Annotated in this window: 20 protein-coding genes; 10 read left to right on the top strand and 10 right to left on the bottom strand. The window is 72.1% G+C overall.

What is annotated here, in order from left to right; genetic code table 11:
* Positions 1–124 precede the first annotated feature (124 nt).
* Positions 125–1,054, top strand: coding sequence for a LysR family transcriptional regulator (locus ACGF13_RS30980; protein ID WP_392881454.1), 930 nt, complete (start codon positions 125–127; stop codon positions 1,052–1,054).
* A gap of 23 nt (positions 1,055–1,077) precedes the next feature.
* Here the strand turns inward: ACGF13_RS30980 and ACGF13_RS30985 are convergent, their stop codons facing one another.
* The 5 genes from ACGF13_RS30985 to ACGF13_RS31005 all read right to left on the bottom strand — a co-directional run bounded on the left by ACGF13_RS30985 (position 1,078) and on the right by ACGF13_RS31005 (position 7,389).
* A complete protein-coding gene (locus tag ACGF13_RS30985) occupies positions 1,078–1,641 on the bottom strand; it encodes a hypothetical protein (RefSeq protein WP_392881457.1) in 564 nt (187 codons plus the stop codon).
* A gap of 159 nt (positions 1,642–1,800) precedes the next feature.
* On the bottom strand, positions 1,801–3,312 hold the full coding sequence (locus ACGF13_RS30990; RefSeq protein ID WP_392881460.1) for an alpha/beta hydrolase family protein: 1,512 nt from the start codon (positions 3,310–3,312) through the stop codon (positions 1,801–1,803).
* Between the two features lie 130 nt (positions 3,313–3,442).
* Positions 3,443–4,363, bottom strand: coding sequence for a hypothetical protein (locus tag ACGF13_RS30995; protein ID WP_392881463.1), 921 nt, complete (start codon positions 4,361–4,363; stop codon positions 3,443–3,445).
* Positions 4,364–4,652: 289 nt separating this feature from the next.
* Positions 4,653–5,810 (bottom strand): metallophosphoesterase, encoded by a 1,158-nt coding sequence (locus ACGF13_RS31000; RefSeq protein WP_392881930.1) that lies wholly within the window; start codon positions 5,808–5,810, stop codon positions 4,653–4,655.
* Between the two features lie 421 nt (positions 5,811–6,231).
* Positions 6,232–7,389 carry a LacI family DNA-binding transcriptional regulator gene (locus tag ACGF13_RS31005; protein ID WP_392881466.1) on the bottom strand — a complete coding sequence of 386 codons (1,158 nt, stop codon included), beginning with the start codon at positions 7,387–7,389 and terminating at the stop codon, positions 6,232–6,234.
* A gap of 342 nt (positions 7,390–7,731) precedes the next feature.
* Here ACGF13_RS31005 and hisC point away from each other — a divergent pair, with 342 nt between their 5' ends.
* The 5 genes from hisC (at position 7,732) to ACGF13_RS31030 (ending at position 13,219) form a co-directional block, all read left to right on the top strand.
* Positions 7,732–8,811 carry a histidinol-phosphate transaminase gene (hisC, locus tag ACGF13_RS31010; protein WP_392881469.1) on the top strand — a complete coding sequence of 360 codons (1,080 nt, stop codon included), beginning with the start codon at positions 7,732–7,734 and terminating at the stop codon, positions 8,809–8,811.
* A gap of 298 nt (positions 8,812–9,109) precedes the next feature.
* The gene (locus ACGF13_RS31015) at positions 9,110–10,516 is read left to right on the top strand and encodes an efflux RND transporter periplasmic adaptor subunit (protein ID WP_392881472.1); all 1,407 of its coding nucleotides are present in this window, start codon (positions 9,110–9,112) and stop codon (positions 10,514–10,516) included.
* A 9-nt stretch (positions 10,517–10,525) separates the two neighbouring features.
* Complete coding sequence (locus ACGF13_RS31020) at positions 10,526–11,347, top strand: ABC transporter ATP-binding protein (protein WP_392881475.1); 822 nt, start codon at positions 10,526–10,528, stop codon at positions 11,345–11,347.
* Positions 11,344–12,555, top strand: a complete 1,212-nt coding sequence (locus ACGF13_RS31025; RefSeq protein ID WP_392881478.1) for an ABC transporter permease — start codon at positions 11,344–11,346, stop codon at positions 12,553–12,555. The genes ACGF13_RS31020 and ACGF13_RS31025 overlap by 4 nt, the downstream gene beginning before the upstream one ends.
* A 10-nt stretch (positions 12,556–12,565) precedes the next feature.
* On the top strand, positions 12,566–13,219 hold the full coding sequence (locus ACGF13_RS31030; protein ID WP_392881481.1) for a DUF5666 domain-containing protein: 654 nt from the start codon (positions 12,566–12,568) through the stop codon (positions 13,217–13,219).
* A 100-nt stretch (positions 13,220–13,319) separates the two neighbouring features.
* Here ACGF13_RS31030 and ACGF13_RS31035 read toward each other — a convergent pair whose 3' ends face one another.
* Positions 13,320–13,571, bottom strand: a complete 252-nt coding sequence (locus tag ACGF13_RS31035; RefSeq protein WP_392881484.1) for a hypothetical protein — start codon at positions 13,569–13,571, stop codon at positions 13,320–13,322.
* A complete protein-coding gene (locus ACGF13_RS31040) occupies positions 13,568–13,930 on the bottom strand; it encodes an ATP-binding protein (RefSeq protein ID WP_392881486.1) in 363 nt (120 codons plus the stop codon). The genes ACGF13_RS31035 and ACGF13_RS31040 overlap by 4 nt, the downstream gene beginning before the upstream one ends.
* A gap of 228 nt (positions 13,931–14,158) precedes the next feature.
* Here ACGF13_RS31040 and ACGF13_RS31045 point away from each other — a divergent pair, with 228 nt between their 5' ends.
* Both ACGF13_RS31045 and ACGF13_RS31050 read left to right on the top strand, forming a co-directional pair.
* Positions 14,159–15,025 (top strand): helix-turn-helix domain-containing protein, encoded by an 867-nt coding sequence (locus tag ACGF13_RS31045; RefSeq protein WP_392881489.1) that lies wholly within the window; start codon positions 14,159–14,161, stop codon positions 15,023–15,025.
* On the top strand, positions 15,018–15,221 hold the full coding sequence (locus ACGF13_RS31050; RefSeq protein WP_392881492.1) for a DUF397 domain-containing protein: 204 nt from the start codon (positions 15,018–15,020) through the stop codon (positions 15,219–15,221). Before ACGF13_RS31045 ends, ACGF13_RS31050 begins: the two co-directional genes overlap by 8 nt.
* Before the next feature lie 51 nt (positions 15,222–15,272).
* Here ACGF13_RS31050 and ACGF13_RS31055 read toward each other — a convergent pair whose 3' ends face one another.
* Positions 15,273–15,818, bottom strand: coding sequence for a hypothetical protein (locus ACGF13_RS31055; protein ID WP_392881494.1), 546 nt, complete (start codon positions 15,816–15,818; stop codon positions 15,273–15,275).
* Between the two features lie 232 nt (positions 15,819–16,050).
* Between ACGF13_RS31055 and ACGF13_RS31060 the strand changes: the two genes are divergently transcribed.
* Positions 16,051–16,560: a hypothetical protein gene (locus ACGF13_RS31060; protein WP_392881496.1), complete on the top strand. Its 510-nt coding sequence runs from the start codon at positions 16,051–16,053 to the stop codon at positions 16,558–16,560.
* Positions 16,561–16,623: 63 nt separating this feature from the next.
* On the opposite strand, the gene ACGF13_RS31065 is transcribed toward ACGF13_RS31060, so the two are convergent.
* Positions 16,624–17,262, bottom strand: coding sequence for a nucleotidyltransferase domain-containing protein (locus ACGF13_RS31065; RefSeq protein ID WP_392881499.1), 639 nt, complete (start codon positions 17,260–17,262; stop codon positions 16,624–16,626).
* Positions 17,263–17,463: 201 nt separating this feature from the next.
* On the opposite strand from ACGF13_RS31065, the gene ACGF13_RS31070 reads away from it, so the two are divergent.
* Positions 17,464–18,141, top strand: a complete 678-nt coding sequence (locus tag ACGF13_RS31070; protein WP_392881501.1) for a class I SAM-dependent methyltransferase — start codon at positions 17,464–17,466, stop codon at positions 18,139–18,141.
* Positions 18,142–18,194: 53 nt separating this feature from the next.
* On the opposite strand, the gene ACGF13_RS31075 is transcribed toward ACGF13_RS31070, so the two are convergent.
* The gene (locus ACGF13_RS31075; RefSeq protein ID WP_392881504.1) at positions 18,195–19,847 is read right to left on the bottom strand and encodes an IPT/TIG domain-containing protein; all 1,653 of its coding nucleotides are present in this window, start codon (positions 19,845–19,847) and stop codon (positions 18,195–18,197) included.
* Between the last annotated feature and the right edge of the window lie 307 nt (positions 19,848–20,154).

The raw sequence follows: 20,154 nt of genomic DNA on the forward strand, positions 1-20,154 counted from the left end.
CCGGCTCCGCTCGGGTGCGACTGCTGGGGACGGGTTCCACGATCCTCCGGGCCGCACGGGTGATCAATGCCGGATCGCCGTACGATCGTTGAGCCGGATTCAACGATCGAGGGGCGGGGCCGGGATGCTGGAACGGCTGGAGGTCGAGGTCTTCCTCGGGCTCGCCGAGGAGCTGCACTTTGGCCGGACGGCCGAGCGGCTGCACCTGACCACCGGGCGGGTCAGCCAGGTGGTGCGGAAGCTGGAGCGCCGGATCGGCGGCAAGCTGTTCGACCGCACCAGCCGCTCGGTCCGACTCACCGCGGTGGGGCGGCAGTTGGCCGACGACCTGGTCCCGGTGGTGGTGGCGATGGAGGCGGCGCTGCGTCGGGCGGAGGACGCCGGCCGGGGCGTCACCGGGGAGCTTCGGGTGGCGTTCCTCGGCGAGTGGACGGCGCCGGTGCTGCTCAGGGCGGTCGCGCTGTTCGGCGAGCGGCACCCGGAGTGCCGGGTGGACGTGCGCGAGGTGCAGCTCGCCAACTCCCGTTCGAGCCTGGAGGACGGCTCGGTCGACGTCCTGATCGCCTCCTACCCGTTCGACGGCATGGCCCGCGGCCCGGTGCTGCTGACCGAGCGGCGGGTCCTCGCGGTGGCCGCCGGGCATCCGCTGGCCGCGGAGCGGTCGGTGTCGGTCGAGGTGCTGGGCGACCACCCGGTGGTGCAGTACCCGGCCGTCACCTCGGCGGCCTTCAAGCGCGACCGCACGCCCGAGCGCACCCCGTCCGGCCGTCCGGTGCCCAAGGGGCCGTCCGGCGCGACCTTCTCCGAGCTGCTGAGCCTGGTGGCGATGGGCCGCGGTGTCCTCCCGGTCGGCGAGCACTCCCGCCGCTACTACCCGCGCCCGGACGTCGCGTACGTGCCGATCCACGACGCGCCGCCGATCGAGCGCGGCCCGGTCTGGCTGGAGAGCAACACCACCGCCCGGGTCCGCGCCTTCGTCCGGGCGGCGGCGGACGTGGTCTCGGAGGCGACCGCCGAGGCGGCGCCGCTGTGCGTGGTGGCGGCGACGGACTGACCGGAAGCTCCCGGGGAAGCGGCTCAACTCGCCCTGCGCCGACGGTAGTAGTGCACGGTGAGCACGGCGAGCAGCGGGCCCCAGGCGGCCAGCGGCAGGTAGCCGACCCAGAACGCGACGGTCTGCCAGCCGTGGGTGATCAGCCCCGAGGCCCGGTCGCCCCGGAGGGTCAGGCCGAACGCGAACATCGCCATCGAGTACGGGAAGACCATCAGCGCCGCCGAGCCCAGCCCGGCCGGGAGCACGGCGGCGAGCACCGGGACCGGCCGGCCGCCGAGGACGGGGATCCAGCGCGGCCACACCTCGCCCCAGCGGGCGACCAGGCCGAAGCAGAGGAGGGCCAGCGCCTCGCTGACCACGCTGAGCGCGAGGATGTACGCCCAGCCGCCGTCGAAGGAGGTCGGGTCCTGCTCCGGGGGCGTCGGGCCGGGTTCGAACAGCGGCAGTCCGAGGATGAAGCCGCCGATCCGCCAGAGGCAGGAGGGCAGGACGGCCAGGGTGATCGCGTACCCGGTCCGGACCGCCCAGCGGGGCACGCCCGGGGCGGGTGTGCCGTGCAGTCGTGCCCCGATCGTCCGTGCGCCCATGGTGCCGCCTCCCGCCCCGGGCGGACGCCGTCCGTCCGCTACCGGCTTCGACGTTCCCGGAATCCGCCGGCGGGGGCGTCCTCACCCGGGCTGAACCCGCTCCCCCGGGCGAGGGAGCGGGCCTTGACCCCAGGACGATGCCGGAGACGAAGCGCGCGGTCAGGGCAGCAGCAGCCCCCAGGACAGGGCCCAGGGCAGGAACACCGCCCCGGCCAGCAGCAGGGCGCCGAGCCGGAGCCGGTCGACCGGGCCGGCGGCGGCCAGGGCGGCCCGCTCCCGCCGGGCCCCGGCCGCGGCGACGGCCGCCGCCCCGAGCGCGAACAGTCCGAGCAACTGGACGGCCAGCCAGATCACTGGGCGGCCGAACAGGACCGGCCCGGGGTACATCGCGGCGGTGACCATCAGGAAGAGCAGGTAGCCGAGCGCGCCCAGGACGGCGGCGGTTCCGGCGAGGGCGGCCCAGCGGGCGGCCCGGGGCAGCGCGGCCGGGCGCGGGCGGCGGCGCAGACGGCGGACGGCGCCGGTCAGCGCGTAACCGGCGAAGCCGGTCAGGCACAGCAGGGTGGCGACGGCCTCGACCCAGGTCGACTCGTACCAGGGGAGCGGGTCGAGTGCGCGGCTGGCGGCGTCCTGGTGCGGGGCCGGGTCGGCGGAGGCGGTGGGGAGGCCGGTGGCGAGCCGCTGGATCCAGGCGGACTCGGTGTCGGCGTAGTCCGCCGGGAGGAGGTCGGGTCGGTCGTAGCCGTCGTCGCCGGTCAGGTGCAGGTTGTGCCGGACGCCGGGGACGGTTCGCAGCGTGTAGTGGGTGTTGCCGCCGTGGTCGAGGGCCCGGCGGATGGTCGTCGCGCTCTCCTCGGGCGCGGCCTCGCGGTCCAGCGCGCCCCATTCGGCGAGGACCGGCTGCCGGACCCGCTCCCACACCGGCACCGGGTCGTACTCGGCCTCCGGGAACAGCCCGGCGGCGGCGAGCTGCCGGACCGAGGTGTCCGCGAGCGCGGTGACCAGCGAGCCGGAGACGCCGGCGTGGTGCAGGTAGCCCCGGTACGCCCAGGCCTGCTGGCGGGCCGGGCCGAGGCCGACCGCGCCGACGGTGACCAGGTACGTCACGTCGGCGGAGCGGGTGGCGGCGAGCGTGGCCGGCCAGGCGCCCTCGGACAGGGCCCAGAGGCCGACCCGGTCCGGCGCGACCTCCGGCCGGGAGCGCAGCAGCCGTACGGCGGCCAGGGCGTCGTCGGCCAGCTGCCCGTAGTCCCGGTGGGTCATCGAGTAGCCGTCGGTGCGCTTGTCGAAGATCAGCGTGGTGATGCCGTGCCGCGCGTACGCCTCGGCGGCAGCCCGCAGCTCGGCCAGCGGGCCGGGGCCGGCGCCGGGGAGCATGACCAGCCCCGGGCCGCGGCTGCCGGCCGGCGCGGCGGGTGCGGCCAGCACCAGGCCGTGCAGGGTGGTGCCGCCCGCGCCGGTGAAGTCGACCGGGCTGGGGACCGGGTCGCCGCCCGTCGCCGACGCGGTGCTCATGGGCGCGCCGCTCATGGGCGCGGCGCTCGCCGGCCCGGCGGCGGGGAGCAGCACCGCCAGCGCCGCCAGCAGGGCCGCCAGCAGGGCCGCCAGCAGGGCGGTGGCCGGCAGCGGCGCCGGTCCGGTGCGTGACGGTCGGTCGGGTCCGGTGCCCATCGCTGGTCTCCCCCGGTCGGTCTCCACGTGTGGGTTCCAGCCTGGCGGGCGGCGCGGTCGCCGACGATGGTGGCCGCACCCGGACCGGGGGTGGGGATGTCCCCCGGGACGCCCCCTTGCGGGAGAAGGCTCAGCCGACCTCGTCGGGCCCGGTGAAGTCGGGCGGCGTGTACCCGGGCCCGGTGAAGTCGGGCGGGGTGAAGGCGGCCGGGCGGGGCGTGCGGCCGTGGGGGTCGGTCAGCCCTTCGGGGCCGGGGCTGGTGAACCCGGGGGAGGTGTAGCCGGGCCTGCTGAAGTCCGGGCTGCTGAAGTCCGGCCTGGTGAAGTCCGGCCTGGTGAAGTCGGGGCCGCTGAAGTCGGGGCTGCTGAAGTCGGGCCCGGTGCCCGTCGTGGTCCGGGCCGCCGAGCCGGGCACCGGCGGCAGCGCGTCGAGCAGGTACGGGACGAGTCCGCGCTCGCGCAGCGTGGTGCGCCACTCGCGGTGGGCGTCGCCGAGTTCGGCGGCGAGTTCCGGGTCGGTGCCGGCCGGGGCGGTCGAGGCGCTCTCGCGCAGGGCGGTGAGCAGCAGCCCGACGATGCCGATGGCCATCGCGGCGACGCCGGCGGCGAGCGCCACCCAGCCGGCCGTGACCAGGGAGTGGGCGAGCGCGAGGTTCGGGCTGGTGGCGCGCAGCAGGTAGCCGATCAGCAGCAGGAACAGGGCGGCGGCCCAGGCCAGGATCGGGGTGAGCACGGTGAGGGCGGGGAACAGTCCGGCGCCGCCCCCGGAGCGCAGTTGGCTGAGCAGCCCGGGCGCGGCGCTGTCGCTGCCGGGCGGCGGCGGGGGCGCGCTGTGCAGGCTCTCGCGCAGCCGGGTGTAGTGGGTGTACTCGGTGGCGGCCGCGGCGTTGATCCGGTCGGCGTCGCGCAGGGCGCTGATGCGCAGCTGGTCGGTGGTGAGCGCGCCGGGCGCGCGCAAGGCGGTGAGGACGGTGCGGTCGCGCAGGGCTTCCGTGAGGAGGCGCTCGTACTCCGCGCGGTCCTCGGCGAGCAGTGGCGGGGGGTTGGACATGGGGACCCCGTTCGTGCGGACCCCGTTCGCCGCGCCCCGGGGGCGCGCGGCCCTCAGGGCGCCGGAACGGGCGCGGAGGCGGGCCGCCGGACGGGCGGCCGGGTGTGGTGTGCCTCATGGTAGGGGCGGGCGCGCCCGGGCTGACAGTCGGTTTCCGGAATTTCGCGCCCCGGGACGCGCGCGTGCGACGGCCCGAGCGCCGGGAACAACTGTTCTGCGGTGATGGTGGGTTGACGACCGGTCGGCGGACGTGCCTGGTTCGGCGGCCGCCCGGCCCACGCGCCGTCGCTCAGCCGATCGGCAGCCGGGCGACCAGCAGTCGCCCCTCCATGGTGACGCCGCCGTCCATCGCCACCGCGAGGTCGTCCGCGTACACGTACGGCCCGGGGATGTGCGGCGGCTGGCCGTCGTCGTTGTGCACCGCGCCGGTGAGGTACGGGATCGGGCTGTGCCCGTGCACGATCCGGGTGCCGCCGTAGGTGTCCAGCAGCTCGTGGACGGCCATCGGCCCGGCGTCGCCGCGGAAGGCGAAGCGCTTGGTGAAGCGGCGGAAGCAGTCCCACCAGTCGTCCACGCTGCCGTCGGCGAGCAGGCCGTGCACGGCGTCGTTGACGTCGGGGATGGACTCGCCGTACTCCAGGTACGCGGTGGTGTCGGAGTGCAGCAGCAGGTGGCCGTCCTCCAGCGCGATCGCGGGCAGCCGGGAGAGCCAGCTGATGTGGTGCGCCTCCAGCCGGTCCAGGTCGTTCTGCTGGCCGCCGTTGAGCCGCCAGGCGGCGAGGAAGGAGGCGGTGCCGGCGGTGGACTGGACGGGCTCGTCGCCGTACTTGGCGGCGCCCAGGAAGAGCAGTTCGTGGTTGCCCATCAGGGCGCGGCAGTAGCCGCCGGCCGCGGCGGCCTCGGCGGCGAGCTGCATGACCAGGTCGATGACGCCGATGCCGTCGGGGCCGCGGTCGGTGAAGTCGCCGAGGAACCAGATCCGGGCGCGGCCGGCGGACCAGTGGCCGTCGTCGTCGATCAGGCCCTGGTGGCGCAGTTCGGCGCGCAGCTCCTCCAGGTAGCCGTGCACGTCGCCGACGACGTAGACGGGGCCGGGCGGCTCGCCGGGGCCGGGGGCCGGGTACGGGTAGGTCGGCGCGGCGGGGTCGGGCAGCGGGGGGCCGAGTTCGATGGTCGGCGGGTCGTCGCGGCCGGCGAGCTGGAGCGCCGGGGAGGGCTGGTCGGGCAGGGTGGGCTCGTAGCCGCTCTGCTCGCGGCCGTCGTACCCGCCCTGGTCCTGGCTGTCGTAGCCGCCCGTCTCCTGGCCTTCGTAGCCGCTCTGGTCCCGCCCCTCGTAGCCGCCCTGCTCCTGGCCTTCGTACCCGCCCGTCTCCTGGCCTTCGTACCCGCCCTGTTCCCGCCCCTCGTACCCGCTGCCCGGGTGCGAGAAGGTCGGGGTGTTGTCCATGCCGATCCCCTGGGCGTGCACGGTGTGCCCCTGGCTTCCGGCGGGCCAGTGCTGCTCCAGGTAGCGGGCTCCGCCGTAGCCGCTGTAGGTCTCCCCGCCGTAGCCCTCGCCCTCGTAGGGGGCGGCCTGGTAGCCGGGGGCGGGGTCGGGTTCGTAATAGGTGCCGTACGGCAGCACGTCGAGGTCCGGCTGGTGGCGGGGGCCCGGGTGGGGGTGCTCGGGCCCGGGGAAGCGGTCCTCGGGTGTCATTCGCCCATCATAGGAAGACCACTCTCCCGGCGTCGTCACCTGGTGGGTATCCAATCCTCCGGAGCGTCAGCCGGGTGGACCCGCAAGGTCCGTTTTGTCCCGGCTCGGTACGGTCTCGTCAGCCCCGGCCGGGTACCGTGCTCCGGCTGCGGGGCTGCTGCTGCGCGGTGGTCTAAACCTCGCCCGGGGGGCGGGGCGGGCTGACGGTGGTGCGCGGATTCCGGCGTTGGGAGGACGCGCGGACGATCAGCTCGGTCGGCATCAGGGTGCCCGGCGGCGGCCCGGTGCCGGCGGTGCGGAACCGCGGCGGGAAGAGCCTGGCGATGTCGACGCCCGTCCCGGAGTCCACGCCCTCGATCGCGTCGATGAGCAGGTTGACCACGGTGGTGCCGATCTTGCGCGGCTTGAGCGAGAGCGTGGTGATCGGCGGTTCGGTGGTCGCGTAGACGTCGCTCTCGCTGCAGCAGACCAGCAGCAGGTCGTCCGGCACCCGCAGGCCGTAGCGGCGGGCGGCGGCCAGCAGGTCGGTGCCGTTGGGGTCGAACAGTCCGTAGACCGCGTCCGGCCGGTCGGGGCGGGCGAGCAGCCGGTCGGCGGCGACGGCGCCGGCGGCCGGGTCGTGCGCCGGGTAGGTCTCGTACACCGGCTCCTGACCGACCTTGGCGCACCAGCCGAGGTACGCCTCGGTGGACAGCCGGGTGTACGTGTCGGTGCTGGTGCCGGTGAGCAGGCCGATCCGGCGGGCGCCGGCTTCGGAGAGGTGGTCGAGGATGCCGAGCACGGCGGCCTCGTGGTCGTTGTCGACCCAGGCGGTGACCGGGCAGTTGCCGGGTTTGCCGTCGCTGACCACCGGGACGCCGGACCGGTACAGCTCGCTCACCAGGGGGTCCTGATCGGGCGGGTCGATCACCACGGTGCCGTCCAGGGCGATGTTGCCCCAGACGTCGTGGCGGGAGGAGGCGGGCAGCACCACCAGCGCGTAACCGCGGCCCAGGGCGGCACTGGTGGCGGCCCTGGCCATCTCGGCGAAGTACGCGAACTCGGTGAAGGTGAACGGCTCCTCGCCGTAGGTCGTGACGGTCAGCCCGATCAGGCCGGACCGGCCGGTGCGCAGGGTGCGGGCGGCCGCGGAGGGGCGGTAGCCGAGGCGCTCGGCGACCTCGCGCACCCGGCTGCGGGTCTCGTCGGGAAGGCGGCCCTTTCCGTTCAGCGCGTCGGAGACAGTGGTGATCGACACTCCGGCGGCTGCTGCCACATCCCGGATGCCGGCCCGCTCCAGACGCCGCGAGGTGGTGGGTCGCCGACCGCTCTGGTTGGCTGCTGCTGTCATGGCGGACCGATCGTATGGCTCCTGACAAGGGTCTGTGACCGGCGCATCGGGAGCCCTCGGAGATACGTTTCTCCAAGAGTGAGCCGGGGTGCGCCCCTTCGATACCCGTCTGAAACCAGCCTTCTTACCTCTGACATGTGCCAAAGGAACGCGGCAGAATGGCTGGTCTGCGCCTGTAACCCGACCGGGCATCTCACTCCTACGGGTGAGGGGCGATCGGTATCGTGCAAGGCACCCGACCGGGTGCTCCGGGTGCGACACGAGGTCCCGGGCACGGAGGCGAACCCGTCCGTGGCGGGCGAGCACACCGGAGAGTTCCGCAACTGGAAACGGAGTACGACCGTGAGCAGTGGTACGTCAGCGCAGGGCCCGCGGCTGCGGCCGACCCTCGACGGCATCCCCACCTACAAGCCCGGCAAGCCGGCCGGCGCCGACGCCTACAAGCTGTCCTCGAACGAGAACCCCTACGAGCCGCTGCCCGGCGTGCTGGAGACGGCCGTTCAGGCGGCCGGTTCGTTCAACCGCTACCCCGACATGGGCGTCACCGAGCTGACCTCGGTGCTCGCCGAGCGCTTCGGCGTGCCCGCCGAGCACATCGCCACCGGCACCGGCTCGGTCGGCATCGCCCAGTCGCTGGTGCTCGTCACGGCCGGCCCGGGCGACGAGGTGATCTTCGCCTGGCGCTCCTTCGAGGCGTACCCGATCGTCGCCACCGTCTCCGGCGCCACCCCCGTCCCGGTGCCGCTCAAGGAGAACGGCGACCACGACCTGGACGCGATGCTCGCCGCGATCACCCCGAACACCCGGCTGGTCTTCGTCTGCAACCCCAACAACCCCACCGGCAACGTGATCCACCGCGCCGAGCTGGAGAGCTTCCTGGACGCCGTCCCGAGTGACGTCCTGGTCGTGGTGGACGAGGCCTACATCGAGTTCATCCGCGACCCCGAGGTGCCCAACGGCATCGACCTCTACCGGGACCGCCCGAACGTCTGCGTGCTGCGCACCTTCTCCAAGGCGTACGGCCTGGCGGGCCTGCGGGTCGGCTTCGCGATCGCGCACGAGCCGGTGGCCGCCGCGCTGCGCAAGGTCGCCACCCCGTTCGGCGTGAGCCAGCTCGCCCAGAACGCCGCCGTCGCCTCGCTGCGCGCCGAGGAGGCGCTGCTGGAGCGGGTGGAGGCGCTGGTCGCGGAGCGCACCCGGGTGGTGGCCGGGCTGCGCGCCCAGGGCTGGGAGATCCCGGACTCGCAGGCCAACTTCGTCTGGCTCTGGCTCGGCGAGCGCTCGTTCGAGTTCGCCGCCGCGTGCGCCGAGGCCGGCGTGGTCGTGCGGCCGTTCCCGGAGGGCGTGCGGGTGTCGATCGGCGAGGCCGAGGGCAACTCGATCTTCCTGTCGGTGGCGGAGGCCTTCCGCAAGTCGCTCTGACGTCCTGCTGTTGATCGCAGGGGCGCGCCGGTCCTCCGGCGCGCCCCTGCGGCGTTCCGCCCGGGTCGTCGACGGGCCTCCTCGGGTCTTCGACGTCCTTCGACGCCCGCCGTGCCTCCTCCCGGAAGGCTGTGGGTCGCTGGGAGCCCGCTGGGAGTTCGGCCAACGGCTGGCCACGGAGCGGCCAAGGCGCCGACGGAGGACGGGGTATCCGTCCGGAATGCCCGGATCCGGTCGGTCAGTCTTCTCCCAGTCGGTGCCCAGGGCAGCGCAAGAGCGCACCGGGAAGCTGTCCGGCATGAAGGTGCTCCCACGGCGGCGAGGCGCCGTCCTCGTCAACTCCGCGCTCGGCGTGGCCCTGCTGGGCGGGGCCGCCCTGGTGTACGTCACGGTCAGTGGCAGCTCCGGCCCGGCCTCCGCCAAGCCGGCGGCCCGTACCGCGACGGTGTCCAAGGGCACCGTCCTGGCCACCGTGTCCGGAACCGGCACCCTGGTCTCACCGACCGACGCCGCCCAGGACTTCACCACCGGCGGCCGGCTCACCGCGCTCAAGGTCGCGGTCGGGGACGCCGTGAAGAAGGGGCAGGTGCTCGCCACCGTCGACACCACGGCGGCCCAGCAGCAGGTGGACGCGGCCCAGGCGTCCCTCACCACGGCCCAGGCCAACCTCACCAAGGCCCAGGCGGGTGTCACCACCACGACCACCGAGCCGCTGCCGGGCGCCACCTCCGACGCCTCTCCCGGCGCCGGGGCCGGCGGCGGCGGTGGTGGCGGCCGCGGGGCGGGCGGGAGCAGTACGCCCGCCCCGCAGACCACCACCATCACCACCACCAAGGTCGACGACGCGGCCGTGGCCCAGGCCCAGCAGCAGGTCACCACCGCCCAGACCAACCTCGCCAACGCCCAGGCGGCGCTGGCCGGGACCACCCTGACCGCCTCGGTGGACGGCACCGTCGCCTCGATCTCCGGCAAGGTCGGCGACACCGTCGGGGCCACCGGCTCCGGCTCGGGCTCCGGGACCTCCTCCTCCGGTAAGTCCACGGGGACGGGCGCGAGTTCGACGGCCGCGCCGAGCGGCTTCATCGTGCTCACCAACCCGACCGGGATGCAGGTCACCGCCAACTTCTCCGAGCTGGACTCGCTCAAGCTGAAGAAGGGCGAGGCGGCCACCGTCACCCTGAACGCCCAGTCCGACACCAAGCTCAACGCGACCGTCCTGTCGGTCAGTTCGCTGCCCAGCAGCAGCGGCTCCGGCGGTGCGGCCGGCTCCGCCGCCGTCCAGTACGCGGCCACGCTCCAGCTCTCCGGCGACACCAGCACGCTGCGCACCGGCCTCAGCGCCACCGTCCAGGTGATCACCGGCGAGGCCGACAACGTGCTCTCGCTGCCCACCTCCGCGCTCTCCGGCACCGGCGCCTCGCGCACCGCGACCCTGGTGCAGCCGGACGGCGCCTCCGAGCGGGTCACCGTCACCGTCGGGGTCGAGGGCGACAGCACGGTGCAGGTGGTCTCCGGGCTGAAGGAGGGCGACAAGGTCGAACTCCCCACCACCAGCGGCGGGAACGGCTTCCCGAACGCCTCCTTCCCGGGGGTCGGCGGCAACCGCGGCGGCAGTGGCGGTGGCGGCCAGGTCTTCCCGGGCGGCAGCGGCGGCGGTGGGGCCGGTGGGGCCGGTGGCGGCACCGGCCGCGGCGGCAGGGGCTGAGACCAGGTCATGCGTCACGTCATCGACAATCGCGTCCCGGCGCACCCCGTCCCGGTGATCCGGCTCCGCCGGCTCACCAAGGCGTACGGGCACGGCGACGCCACCGTGCACGCGCTGCGCGGCCCGTCCGACCCGCGGAGCGGCGAACCGCAGGGCGTCGGCCTGGACATCGAGCAGGGCGACTACGTCGCCGTGATGGGCAGCTCCGGCTCCGGCAAGTCCACGCTGATGAACATCCTCGGCTGCCTGGACGTCCCGACCTCCGGCCAGTACCTGCTGGACGGCACCGACGTCGGCCACCTGGACGAACACCAGCTCGCGCTGGTGCGCAACCGCAAGATCGGCTTCGTCTTCCAGTCCTTCAACCTGGTGCCCCGCACCACCGCCCTCGCCCAGGTCGAGCTGCCGCTCGCCTACGCGGGCGTCCGCACCGCCGAACGGCGCCGCCGGGCGATGGCCGCGCTCTCCCTGGTCGGGCTCGCCGAGCGGGCCGGCCACAAGCCCAACGAACTGTCCGGCGGCCAGCAGCAGCGCGTCGCGGTGGCGCGGGCACTGGTGACGGCGCCCGCGATGCTGCTCGCCGACGAGCCGACCGGCAACCTCGACAGCCGCTCGACGGAGGAGGTGCTGGCCCTGATCGACGGGCTCAACGCCACCGGCCGCACGGTCGTGCTGATCACCCACGAGGACGAGGTCGCGCGGCACGCCAAGCGGGTGCTGCGCCTGGTCGACGGGCAGATCGTGAGCGACCTCCGGCAGGCGCCCGTGGAGGGCCCGCCGCCCTACCTCGACGAGGCAGGGGTGGCGTACGAGGCGGGGGTGCCGGCGTGATCCTCTGGCAGACGCTCCGCTTCGCGGTCGGCGGCCTGGCCGCCAACAAGGTGCGCTCGGCGCTCACCATGCTCGGGGTGCTGATCGGCGTGGCCTCGGTGATCCTGCTGCTGGCCGTCGGCAACGGCTCGTCGGTGGCGGTGAAGGAGTCGATCACCTCGCTCGGCACCAACTCGCTGACGGTCAGCTCCGGTTCGGCGAACGGCGGCTCCCGGGCCACCTCCTCGGTCAAGAAGCTCACGGTCGCCGACGCCAAGGCGCTGGCGAGCGACTCCTCCAGCGGGGCGATCAGGTCGGTCGCCCCGGTGGTCACCACCAGCGCGACGGCGCTCTACGGGAACATCTCGTACAGCCCGGGCTCGGTCGTCGGCACCTACCCGTCGTACTTCGAGACCGCCAACCAGAAGGTCGCGCACGGCGAGTACTTCACCGACGACGACGTCCTCGCCTCGCGCAAGGTCGCGGTGCTCGGCGCGACCACGGCCAAGCAGCTGTTCGACACCGAGGACCCGGTCGGCAAGTCGGTGGTCCTGGGCGGCACGCCGTTCACCGTGGTCGGCGTGCTCCAGGCCAAGGGCGGCAGCGGCTTCACCGACCCCGACGACGTGGTGATCGCCCCGCTCCCGACGGTGCAGAACGCCTTCACCGGCTTCGGCTCCGTCAACCAGATCCTGGTCCAGGCCTCGTCCGCGGACAGCACCACGGCGGCCCAGTCGGAGATCACCCGGGTCCTGCTCGGGACGCACGCGATCGCCGACCCGGCCAAGGCGGACTTCCGGATCACCAGCCAGGCCTCGCTGCTCACGGCGAGGGAGAGCACGACCAAGACCTTCACCGTGCTGCTCGGCGCGGTGGCGGCGATCTCGCTGCTCGTCGGCGGGATCGGGATCACCAACATCATGCTGGTGACGGTCACCGAACGGACGCGCGAGATCGGCATCCGCAAGGCGCTCGGCGCGCCGCGCGCGGTGATCCTGGGGCAGTTCCTCACCGAGTCGACGCTGCTGTCGGTGATCGGCGCGGGGCTGGGCGTGGCGGCCGGGATCGCCGGCTCGCACTTCAGCATCGTCGGCATCAAACCGGTGGTGATCCCCGAGTCGGTGCTGGGCACGTTCGCCATCGCCGTCGCCATCGGGCTGTTCTTCGGCAGCTACCCCGCCAACCGGGCCGCCTCGCTGCGGCCGATCGACGCCCTCCGGCACGAGTAGGACTCCATCCATGAGCAGCAGCAAAGAGATCGCCACGGTCGCCACGGCCGAGGCCGGTACGCCGGCCGAGCAGGTCGCCCTGCTCGCCACCCCGCCGGACGCGCGGGACGTGAGCGCCGAACTGGCGGCGCCGCCGAGGAGGAAGCTGCCCTGGCTCAGCCTGGTGCTGGCCGGTGGCGTGATCGCCAGCGGCGCGTTCGCGGGCGGGGTCTGGTTCCAGCAGGGCCAGGGGTCCTCCTCGGGGGGCGGGAAGTCCGCCCGTCCGGCGGCTGCCCAGACAGCTGCCGGTGGTTACGGGCAGAGCGGCTCCGGCCGTAGGGGCCAGGGCCAGGGTGGTCAGGGGCAGGGTGGACAGGGCCAGGGCCAGGGCGGGTTCGCGCGCGGCACGGTCAAGGCCGTGGACGGCAACACCGTCTACCTGACGGACACCAACGGCAACACCATCAAGGTCACCACCGGCGACGCGACGAAGGTCCAGCTCAACAAGGAGGGCAAGGTCGCCGACCTCCAGCCCGGCCAGAGCGTGACCGTCGTCGGCACCCCCGACGCCAACGGTGGCTACACCGCCAGCCAGCTCGTCGAAGGCGCCGCAGGCGCGGGCGGGTTTGGCGGCGGCTTCGGTGGTGGTGGCGGTGGCGCGCCCAGGAACCCGTCCGGCGGCTGACCCGGAGCCGACGGACGACCGCGAGGCCCTCGCCCCTTCCCTGGGCGAGGGCCTCCGCATGTGCTCGGCGCGGTCGGAAGTCAGTGTGGTCGGGGAAGGGTCACCGCTCCCACGCCGCCTCCCGGTCCAGGTCCCGGAGGAGGTGGAGGAGGTTGAGGAGGGTGGAGACCGGGGCGTTGCCGAAGTCGACCAGGAGCCGGCCGTCCAGGATGGTCTCGCCGGCCGAGGCGGAGCCCCAGAGGAGCCCGTACGGGAGGCCGCGCCGGTGGAGTTCGCCGAGCAGGGCGGTGATGTGGGAGGGGGTGAAGTCCCGCATCCGGGGGTCGTCCGGCGCGACCGGCTCGCGGGTCACGCGGCCGAGTCCAGCTCGTACCAGACCGTTTTGCCACGCTTCTGGGGGTCGACGCCCCAACGGTGGGTGAGCCCGGCGACGAGCTGGAGGCCCCGGCCGGACTCGGCGTGGAGGTTGAGGGACTGCTCGTCGGGGAGCATGGAGCTCTCGTCCGCGACGCAGACCCGGAGGGTGCGGTCGAGGAGGGAGAAGTAGACGACGGGCGAGGCGGTGTCGGCGTGCCGCCAGGCGTTGACGATCAGCTCGTCGAGGGCCAACTCGGCGGCGATGATGGTCTCGGAGTCCCAGGCGGCGCGGGTCAGGACGTCCCGCAGGGCCTGCCGGGTGAGGGTGATCGAGGGGGTGTTACGGGTGCACACGGGAACCTCCGCGAGGCTGTGGTGTGGAGAGTGGGAGCCGTGAGCCAGGCCGGGGTGCGGTTGCTCTTCGGCAGGAGGGCAGCAGGCGCCTACTGCCCGGAAACCATGGGATGCTGACGATCCGTCGGATCGATCTGGGAATGACGATAGCGTTGATCGCCACAAACTTGTGGCGATCTGCGAGAAGTTCACCCGGACGTGGCTACCGCTCTGAGGCAGACTGATCCCATGGCCCTACGATCGAACCCGACCCTCCGTCAGCTGCGGTTGGGAGCCGAGCTGCGCAGGATGCGGGAGCAGGCCGGTCTCGGCGGCAGCCAACTCGCTCGCGCTCTTGGTATCAACCCCGCCCACGTGACCCAGATGGAGAGCGGGAAGACCGGCATCAGCGTCGAACGCCTGCGTACGATCGCCGCGTTGTGCATGTGCGTGAACGAGCCCTTGATCGATGCGCTGGCGGACATCATCACGGATCGCGACAAGGGCGGTTGGTGGGAGGAGTACCGCGGGCGCCTCTCGCAGGACTTCCTTGAGATCGCCGAGATCGAAGGTCACGCACGAGGGCTCTCGGCCTACACGATGGCCTTCATCCATGGGCTGCTTCAGACGAACGACTATGCCTCAGCCATCTTTGCTCGTTCCTATCCACTTCTTCCGGGTCACGAGGTCGACTTGAGGACGGCCTTTCGCTTGCGGCGTCAGCACATCGTCCAAGCCGAATCGACTCCGTTCGCCGCATACATCCACGAGGCCGCACTACGCATGCAGTTCAGTGGAGCCAGGGTCCAAGCAGAGCAACTCGGTGCCCTTGTCGAAGCCTCCGAACGGCCCAACATCTCGATTCGAGTCGTGCTGTTCGATGCCGACACGATCCCGCTCCCCAACGAGAACTTCACGTATGCCGAAGGGCCGGTTCGGGAGCTTGACGCAGTCCAAGCGGACTCGGGTGTAGGCAACCTGCTCTTCGATGCGCCAGCCCACACAGCCAGATTTCGGTCACTGCTCGCCCAGATTGGTTCGGCTGCTCTCTCGGAGGAGGACTCCCGAGAGTTCATTCGGTCAATCAAGAAGAACATGGAAAGTAAATATGCGTAACTCTCCCTGGCAGAAGTCAAGTTACTCCGGCTCGAACGCCGACTGTGTTGAGGTCCGTGTGTCTGGCGCCGCGATCGAACTCCGCGAGTCCGACGAGGGCGACGTCATCGTCCGCACGACCACCCCCAGGTTCGCCGCCCTCCTCGAGGGCACGAAGGCCGGCGACTTCGACCACCTGACCACCACCACCGCCTAGCGATCCGCCCTCTGGCCTGTCGCTCCTGCGCGACAGGCCAGAGGGCGAGGCTCACTGCCCCACGTAGCTGAAGGTCCACAGCTGATTTCTGGTGGGCGGGCCGACGGTCGAGACGAGCGTGACATCGTTGCCGGTCCCATTCGATCGCAGTGCGGTGTTCTTGAACTTCATGTTCACGATCGCGCTGTGCTCCTGGGCCGTTGTCACCGCCCATTGCTGAGCGAGGTCGGCCTTGTCGCAAGGTGCCAGGATGGCGCGGTTGCCGAGACCGTTGTTCGTGATGCACGACGTGGTTCCATCTGACCTGATCGCATAGATCCCGGTCCCTCCATCCGTTTCTCCGACGTATTGGAAATCCCAGGTCACATCCAACGGGTGGGCGGTAGAAATCGAGTCCAAGGTTTGGACGTAGTTGCCGATGGGGTGATAGAGATATGTCCCATCCCCCTCGTTCCGGACGTTGGCGAAGAATCTCGCCCGGGCGGCAGTCGGCGGATCCTCGCAGTCGGCTGCGGCCGGTACCGCAGTAGCGGCCGTGAAGGCCGAAATCAGGGCCGCCCCCGCGGCTGCGACGGAAACTCTCCTGGTCATGGCCACTGCTTTCTCCTCGGGCGTTCAGTTGTGCGACCTCATGCCATCGAATGGTTCCCGTGGTGAGCTGCGACCGCATGTTCTCGCCCGGCAATGACCCGATTGAATCAACCGGCTAGGTCATCCGAGTTGTTCGCCAACGATCTCATGCCTAGAAAGACTCTGTACGAACCTTGCGCTGCTACGTTCCCGTCGGCGCCCATGGTCGTGGGTGCGGGAAATATCAAGGAGAGAACGAGTGAGCATCACCAGGAAGATCGCCGTAGCCGCGATGGGGGCAGTAATGCTCTCGGGGGCCGTGGTCGGCACCTCGTCTGTGGCGACCGCCGCAGACACGGTGGGTTTCTGGGCGCGAGCGCAGAACGAGGCGGACGACACCAACCTCGCGTACACCAGCACCTGGGCAGTCGTGACTCAGAAGCCGGGGGCCACCTCCCTGGAGGGCTGGTACTTCACGAAGGTCGATGAAACCACCGAAGGGACCGGGATCTACACGATCGAGGGAGACAACAGCAGGAACTGCGTCACGGACAAGGGGACCGGGCAGGACGTCCGACTGGAGCCGTGCGAGCCCGGGAAACTGACGCAGCAGTGGGTCGTGGACACCGGTCAGGAGCACACCACGATCGCGAGCAGGAAGAACCTGAACGAGGTCCTGACGGCGGAGGGTGTCGGCAAGAACGTCAAGCTCGTCCAGACGTACGGCAAGCCCTCGCTCAACCAGCTCTGGACCCTCATCTACTTCTAGGCCCGTAACGTCGTGGCCCCGTCGAGCCGTTGCTCGACGGGGCCACGACGTTCGAAGTGTCCGCTACCCCGCCAGTTCCGCCAGCCACGGATGCCCGGGGTGGATGTGCTCCAACCACCCACCCAGGGCCTCCCGCCTTGCCCGACTCAGTAGCGGCAGCACGGTGCCGAAGTCCTCCTGGTCCTTGGGCCGTACCGCCTTCGCCTTGAACAGCAGCACCAACTCCGGTGCCAGGTAAGGAATCCCGTCGGCCGTCCGCTCGGTGATCTCCTCGTACGGCAGCCGCAGCCCCGCGTCCCGGCGGCAGATCCAGGTCCCGCCGTCGTGCGGCTCGCGGAAGACGTCGAGCAGGAACCGCCCGCTGTCCGGCTCCCGCAGCCAGGTCTGGTGGGTGGCCGCCAGGGCCTCGGCGCCGGCCGCCGGCCAGACCCGTCCCGAGCCGGCCGCGTCGAACACGTACTCCGGGAAGCGGTCCCGGACCTCCGGGAATCCCGCCGCGGGCACCGCGATCTCCAGGTCACCGTGCGGCCGCGACTGCTGCCCGAGGAACAGGTCCAGCGCCCACCCCGCCGCGACGCACCAGCTGGTGCTCACCCCGGCCAGCCGTTCCGCCGCCTGTTCCGGCCGCCACGGATTCGCCCACCGGGTTGCCAGTTCGTCCGCATCGAGCACGACGCCGCCGGGCGGCAATGAGTCGGTCATCACGACAACCTACGTGCCGCACCGGCCGAATCCCGCCGGCCCGGCCACCACAGCTCAGGGCCGCTCCGACGCCAACCTGCGTGGGAAGTCGGGCCGGCCGACTTCCCACTCCGCCCTGCGTCCCCCTGACACCGGGCCGCCCCTGTCTCGTACCTTGGGGCAGGGGCACTCGCCTGCCAACTCCTCCTCAAGGGAAGCCCGTTGCCTGCACAGCACGACATCGAGTCCGAGCGCGAACTCTGGAACACGTACGCCGCCGGCATCAAGGACGACGTCTTCGACACCGGGCCGGTGTTCCGCTGGACCCAGTACGCCGATCACGGGCCCGGCGCGGAGTTGCTCGGGTCGCCGGCCAGTGCCCTGGAGATCGGGTGCGGTGCCGGCCGCGCGATGGCCGCGCTGGCCGATCTGGGCGTGAAGGTCACAGGAGTGGATCTCTCGCCCGTCATGGTCGAGAAGGTCTCCGAGCGCTGGGGGGCGTCCGGCGTCCGGATCCGGTGTGCGGAGGTCCTGGACTATCTGAGCGGCACAGACGAGACGTGGGACGCGGTCTATTCGATCTTCGGCGCAGTGTGGTTCACGGACCCGCTGAAGCTGTTCCCCCTCATCGCTTCCCGCCTGAACCCCGGCGGCATCCTGGCCTTCTCGCAACCGCCCGCCATCCCTGGTGCGTATGGCCCGCAGGGCATGTACAAGGGTGGTTTCGCCGGGAGGGCGCTCTATACGTACCGCTACTCCTACACACCCCGTAGGTGGGTCGGCCTGCTCCTGCGGAGTGGATTCGAGTCGGCGGAAGCCGCGGTTCTCGACGCGCCGACCGAGGGGCACATCGGCACTCTGATCGTCACGGCCAAGGCCCGAAGGGCGCCCCGTCACTGAACTGCGGCGTACGGCCCGAACCCTCGGGCCGCACGCCGTCAGAGTCTGCCGGTTCAGCCGTGGCGGCGCCGGCGGCGGCTGAGGGCGACGGTGAGGCCGCCGAGTATCAGCAGGGCGCCGCTGATCGTCGCCGTGGTGAGGGTGGTGGAGCCGGTGCTGGCAAGGAGGCCGCCCGAGGCCCGCGCGGCCGGCGGGGTCTGCGTGTCGGACGACGTCCGCGGCGTGGTGGGGGCCGAGGAGGACTCCGGGGTCCCCGGCGTCGTGGTCGACGGGGCGGGGTCGGGGGTCTGGGCGTCGGTGGGCGTGGGCGTCGGGGTGGGCGTCGGGGTGCTTGCGGCGGTCGCGGTGTGGTCGGTGCCGCAGTCCTTCTCCGCCGCGCAGGTGCCGCGCTTGCCGTCCGTCGTGGTGACGGCGCTGTGCAGCTGCTTGTCGCCGTTGCCGTTGACGGTCACGGAGTACGTGATCGTCGCGGTGCCGCCCTGCGGCAGGTCGCCGGTCCAGGTCAGCTTCCCGTCCTTGACCTCGGCGGTGCCGGAGGTGGCCTTGACGTCACCGTTGTAGGCGGCGTCGTCCAGCACCTTCGACAGGTCGCCGGTCACGGTCGCGCCCCTGACCTCGCCCGTGCCCCGCTGGGCGACGGTGACGGTGTAGGTCACCTTGTCACCGGTCTTCACGGTCGAACCCGACGTGGGGTCGGAGGTCTGCGAGAAGACGTACGAGCCCTCCTCGTAGGTGTACTTCCCCGCGGCGCCGGTGCCGCCCGGGGTGGTGACGGTGACGTCGACCGGTCCCGCGGCGCTCCCGGCGGGGGTGGTGGCGGTGATCTGGGTGTCGCTGTCGACGGTGAAGGCCGTGGCGGGCGTGGTGCCGAAGTTCACCGCGGTCGCGCCGTTGAGGTGGGTGCCGGTGAGAGTGACCTTGGTGCCGCCGGCGAGCGGGCCGTGGTCGGGGGCGAGGCCGGTCACCGCGGGTGCCGGAGTGTCGTAGGTGTACTTCCCCGCGGCACCGGTGCCGCCCGGGGTGGTGACAGTGACGTCGACCGGTCCCGCGGCGCTCCCGGCAGGGGCGGTGGCGGTGATCTGGGTGTCGCTGTCGACGGTGAACTCGGTGGCGGGCGTGGTGCCGAAGGCCACGGCGGTGGTCCCGGTCAGATTGGTGCCGGTGAGCGTGACCTTGGTACCGCCGGCGAGCGGGCCGTGGTCGGGCGCGAGGCCGGTCACCGCGGGAGCCGGGGACGCGATCCGCGTGTTGAGGGTGTCGCCCCCCACCTGCTTGGCGCCGCTGAAGTCCATGGCCTTGACGTCGGTGGTGACGGTCCCGCCCGCGGTCGGCATGACGGTGAGGGTGATTGACACCGGGGTGGTGAAGCCGGCGAGGTGCCAGCACGTGCCGGACGATCCGGCGGCGAAGTTGCAGGTCCACCCGCTCTGCGAGGTCCGTGCGGACGTCACTGTGGCGGCGGCGCCGGTCAGTGCGAACTCGATGTCGGAGGAGTTGAGGCGGAAGTTCGGGTTGTTGTTGGGGACGTTGACGGTGACGGTGTAGGCGGTGTTCGTCGGCAGGGGCCCGGCCGGGCCGGCGATCTGTACGACCGAGTCGGCGTGAGCGGGGCTTGCCACGGTCAGCAGGCCGAGCGTGGCGGTCGCTGTGGTGAGCAGCGCCGCGGTGCGGCGGGCCGACGTCGTGGCGAGGACGGAACGAGACATGGACGCCCTTCGAAGGGAGTTGGGCCGCGCCACGACGGGTGATCCCGGTCCGGCGCGGCGAAGCGGGGGCGCGCGGAGCGCGGCCGCCCGCTGAACGGCAGTCGTCGGTGGGGCCCACCGCACCCAGCCGCCGCTGGTCACGTCAGGGAGCCGGTTGTGCGGGGTGTGCCACCAACGGCGATCATCGCACAGTATTCACAATCGGAGGCCAGTTCCCTCAAATCCCGGCACGAGACCGGGATCTGATGCCACCACGGCTCCGGCCGGCCCCGAACCGGCCGAACCGGCCGCGTCGAACGTGTGCTCC

It is taken from the genome of Kitasatospora sp. NPDC048286 (assembly GCF_043201735.1).
GTDB lineage: Bacteria > Actinomycetota > Actinomycetes > Streptomycetales > Streptomycetaceae > Kitasatospora.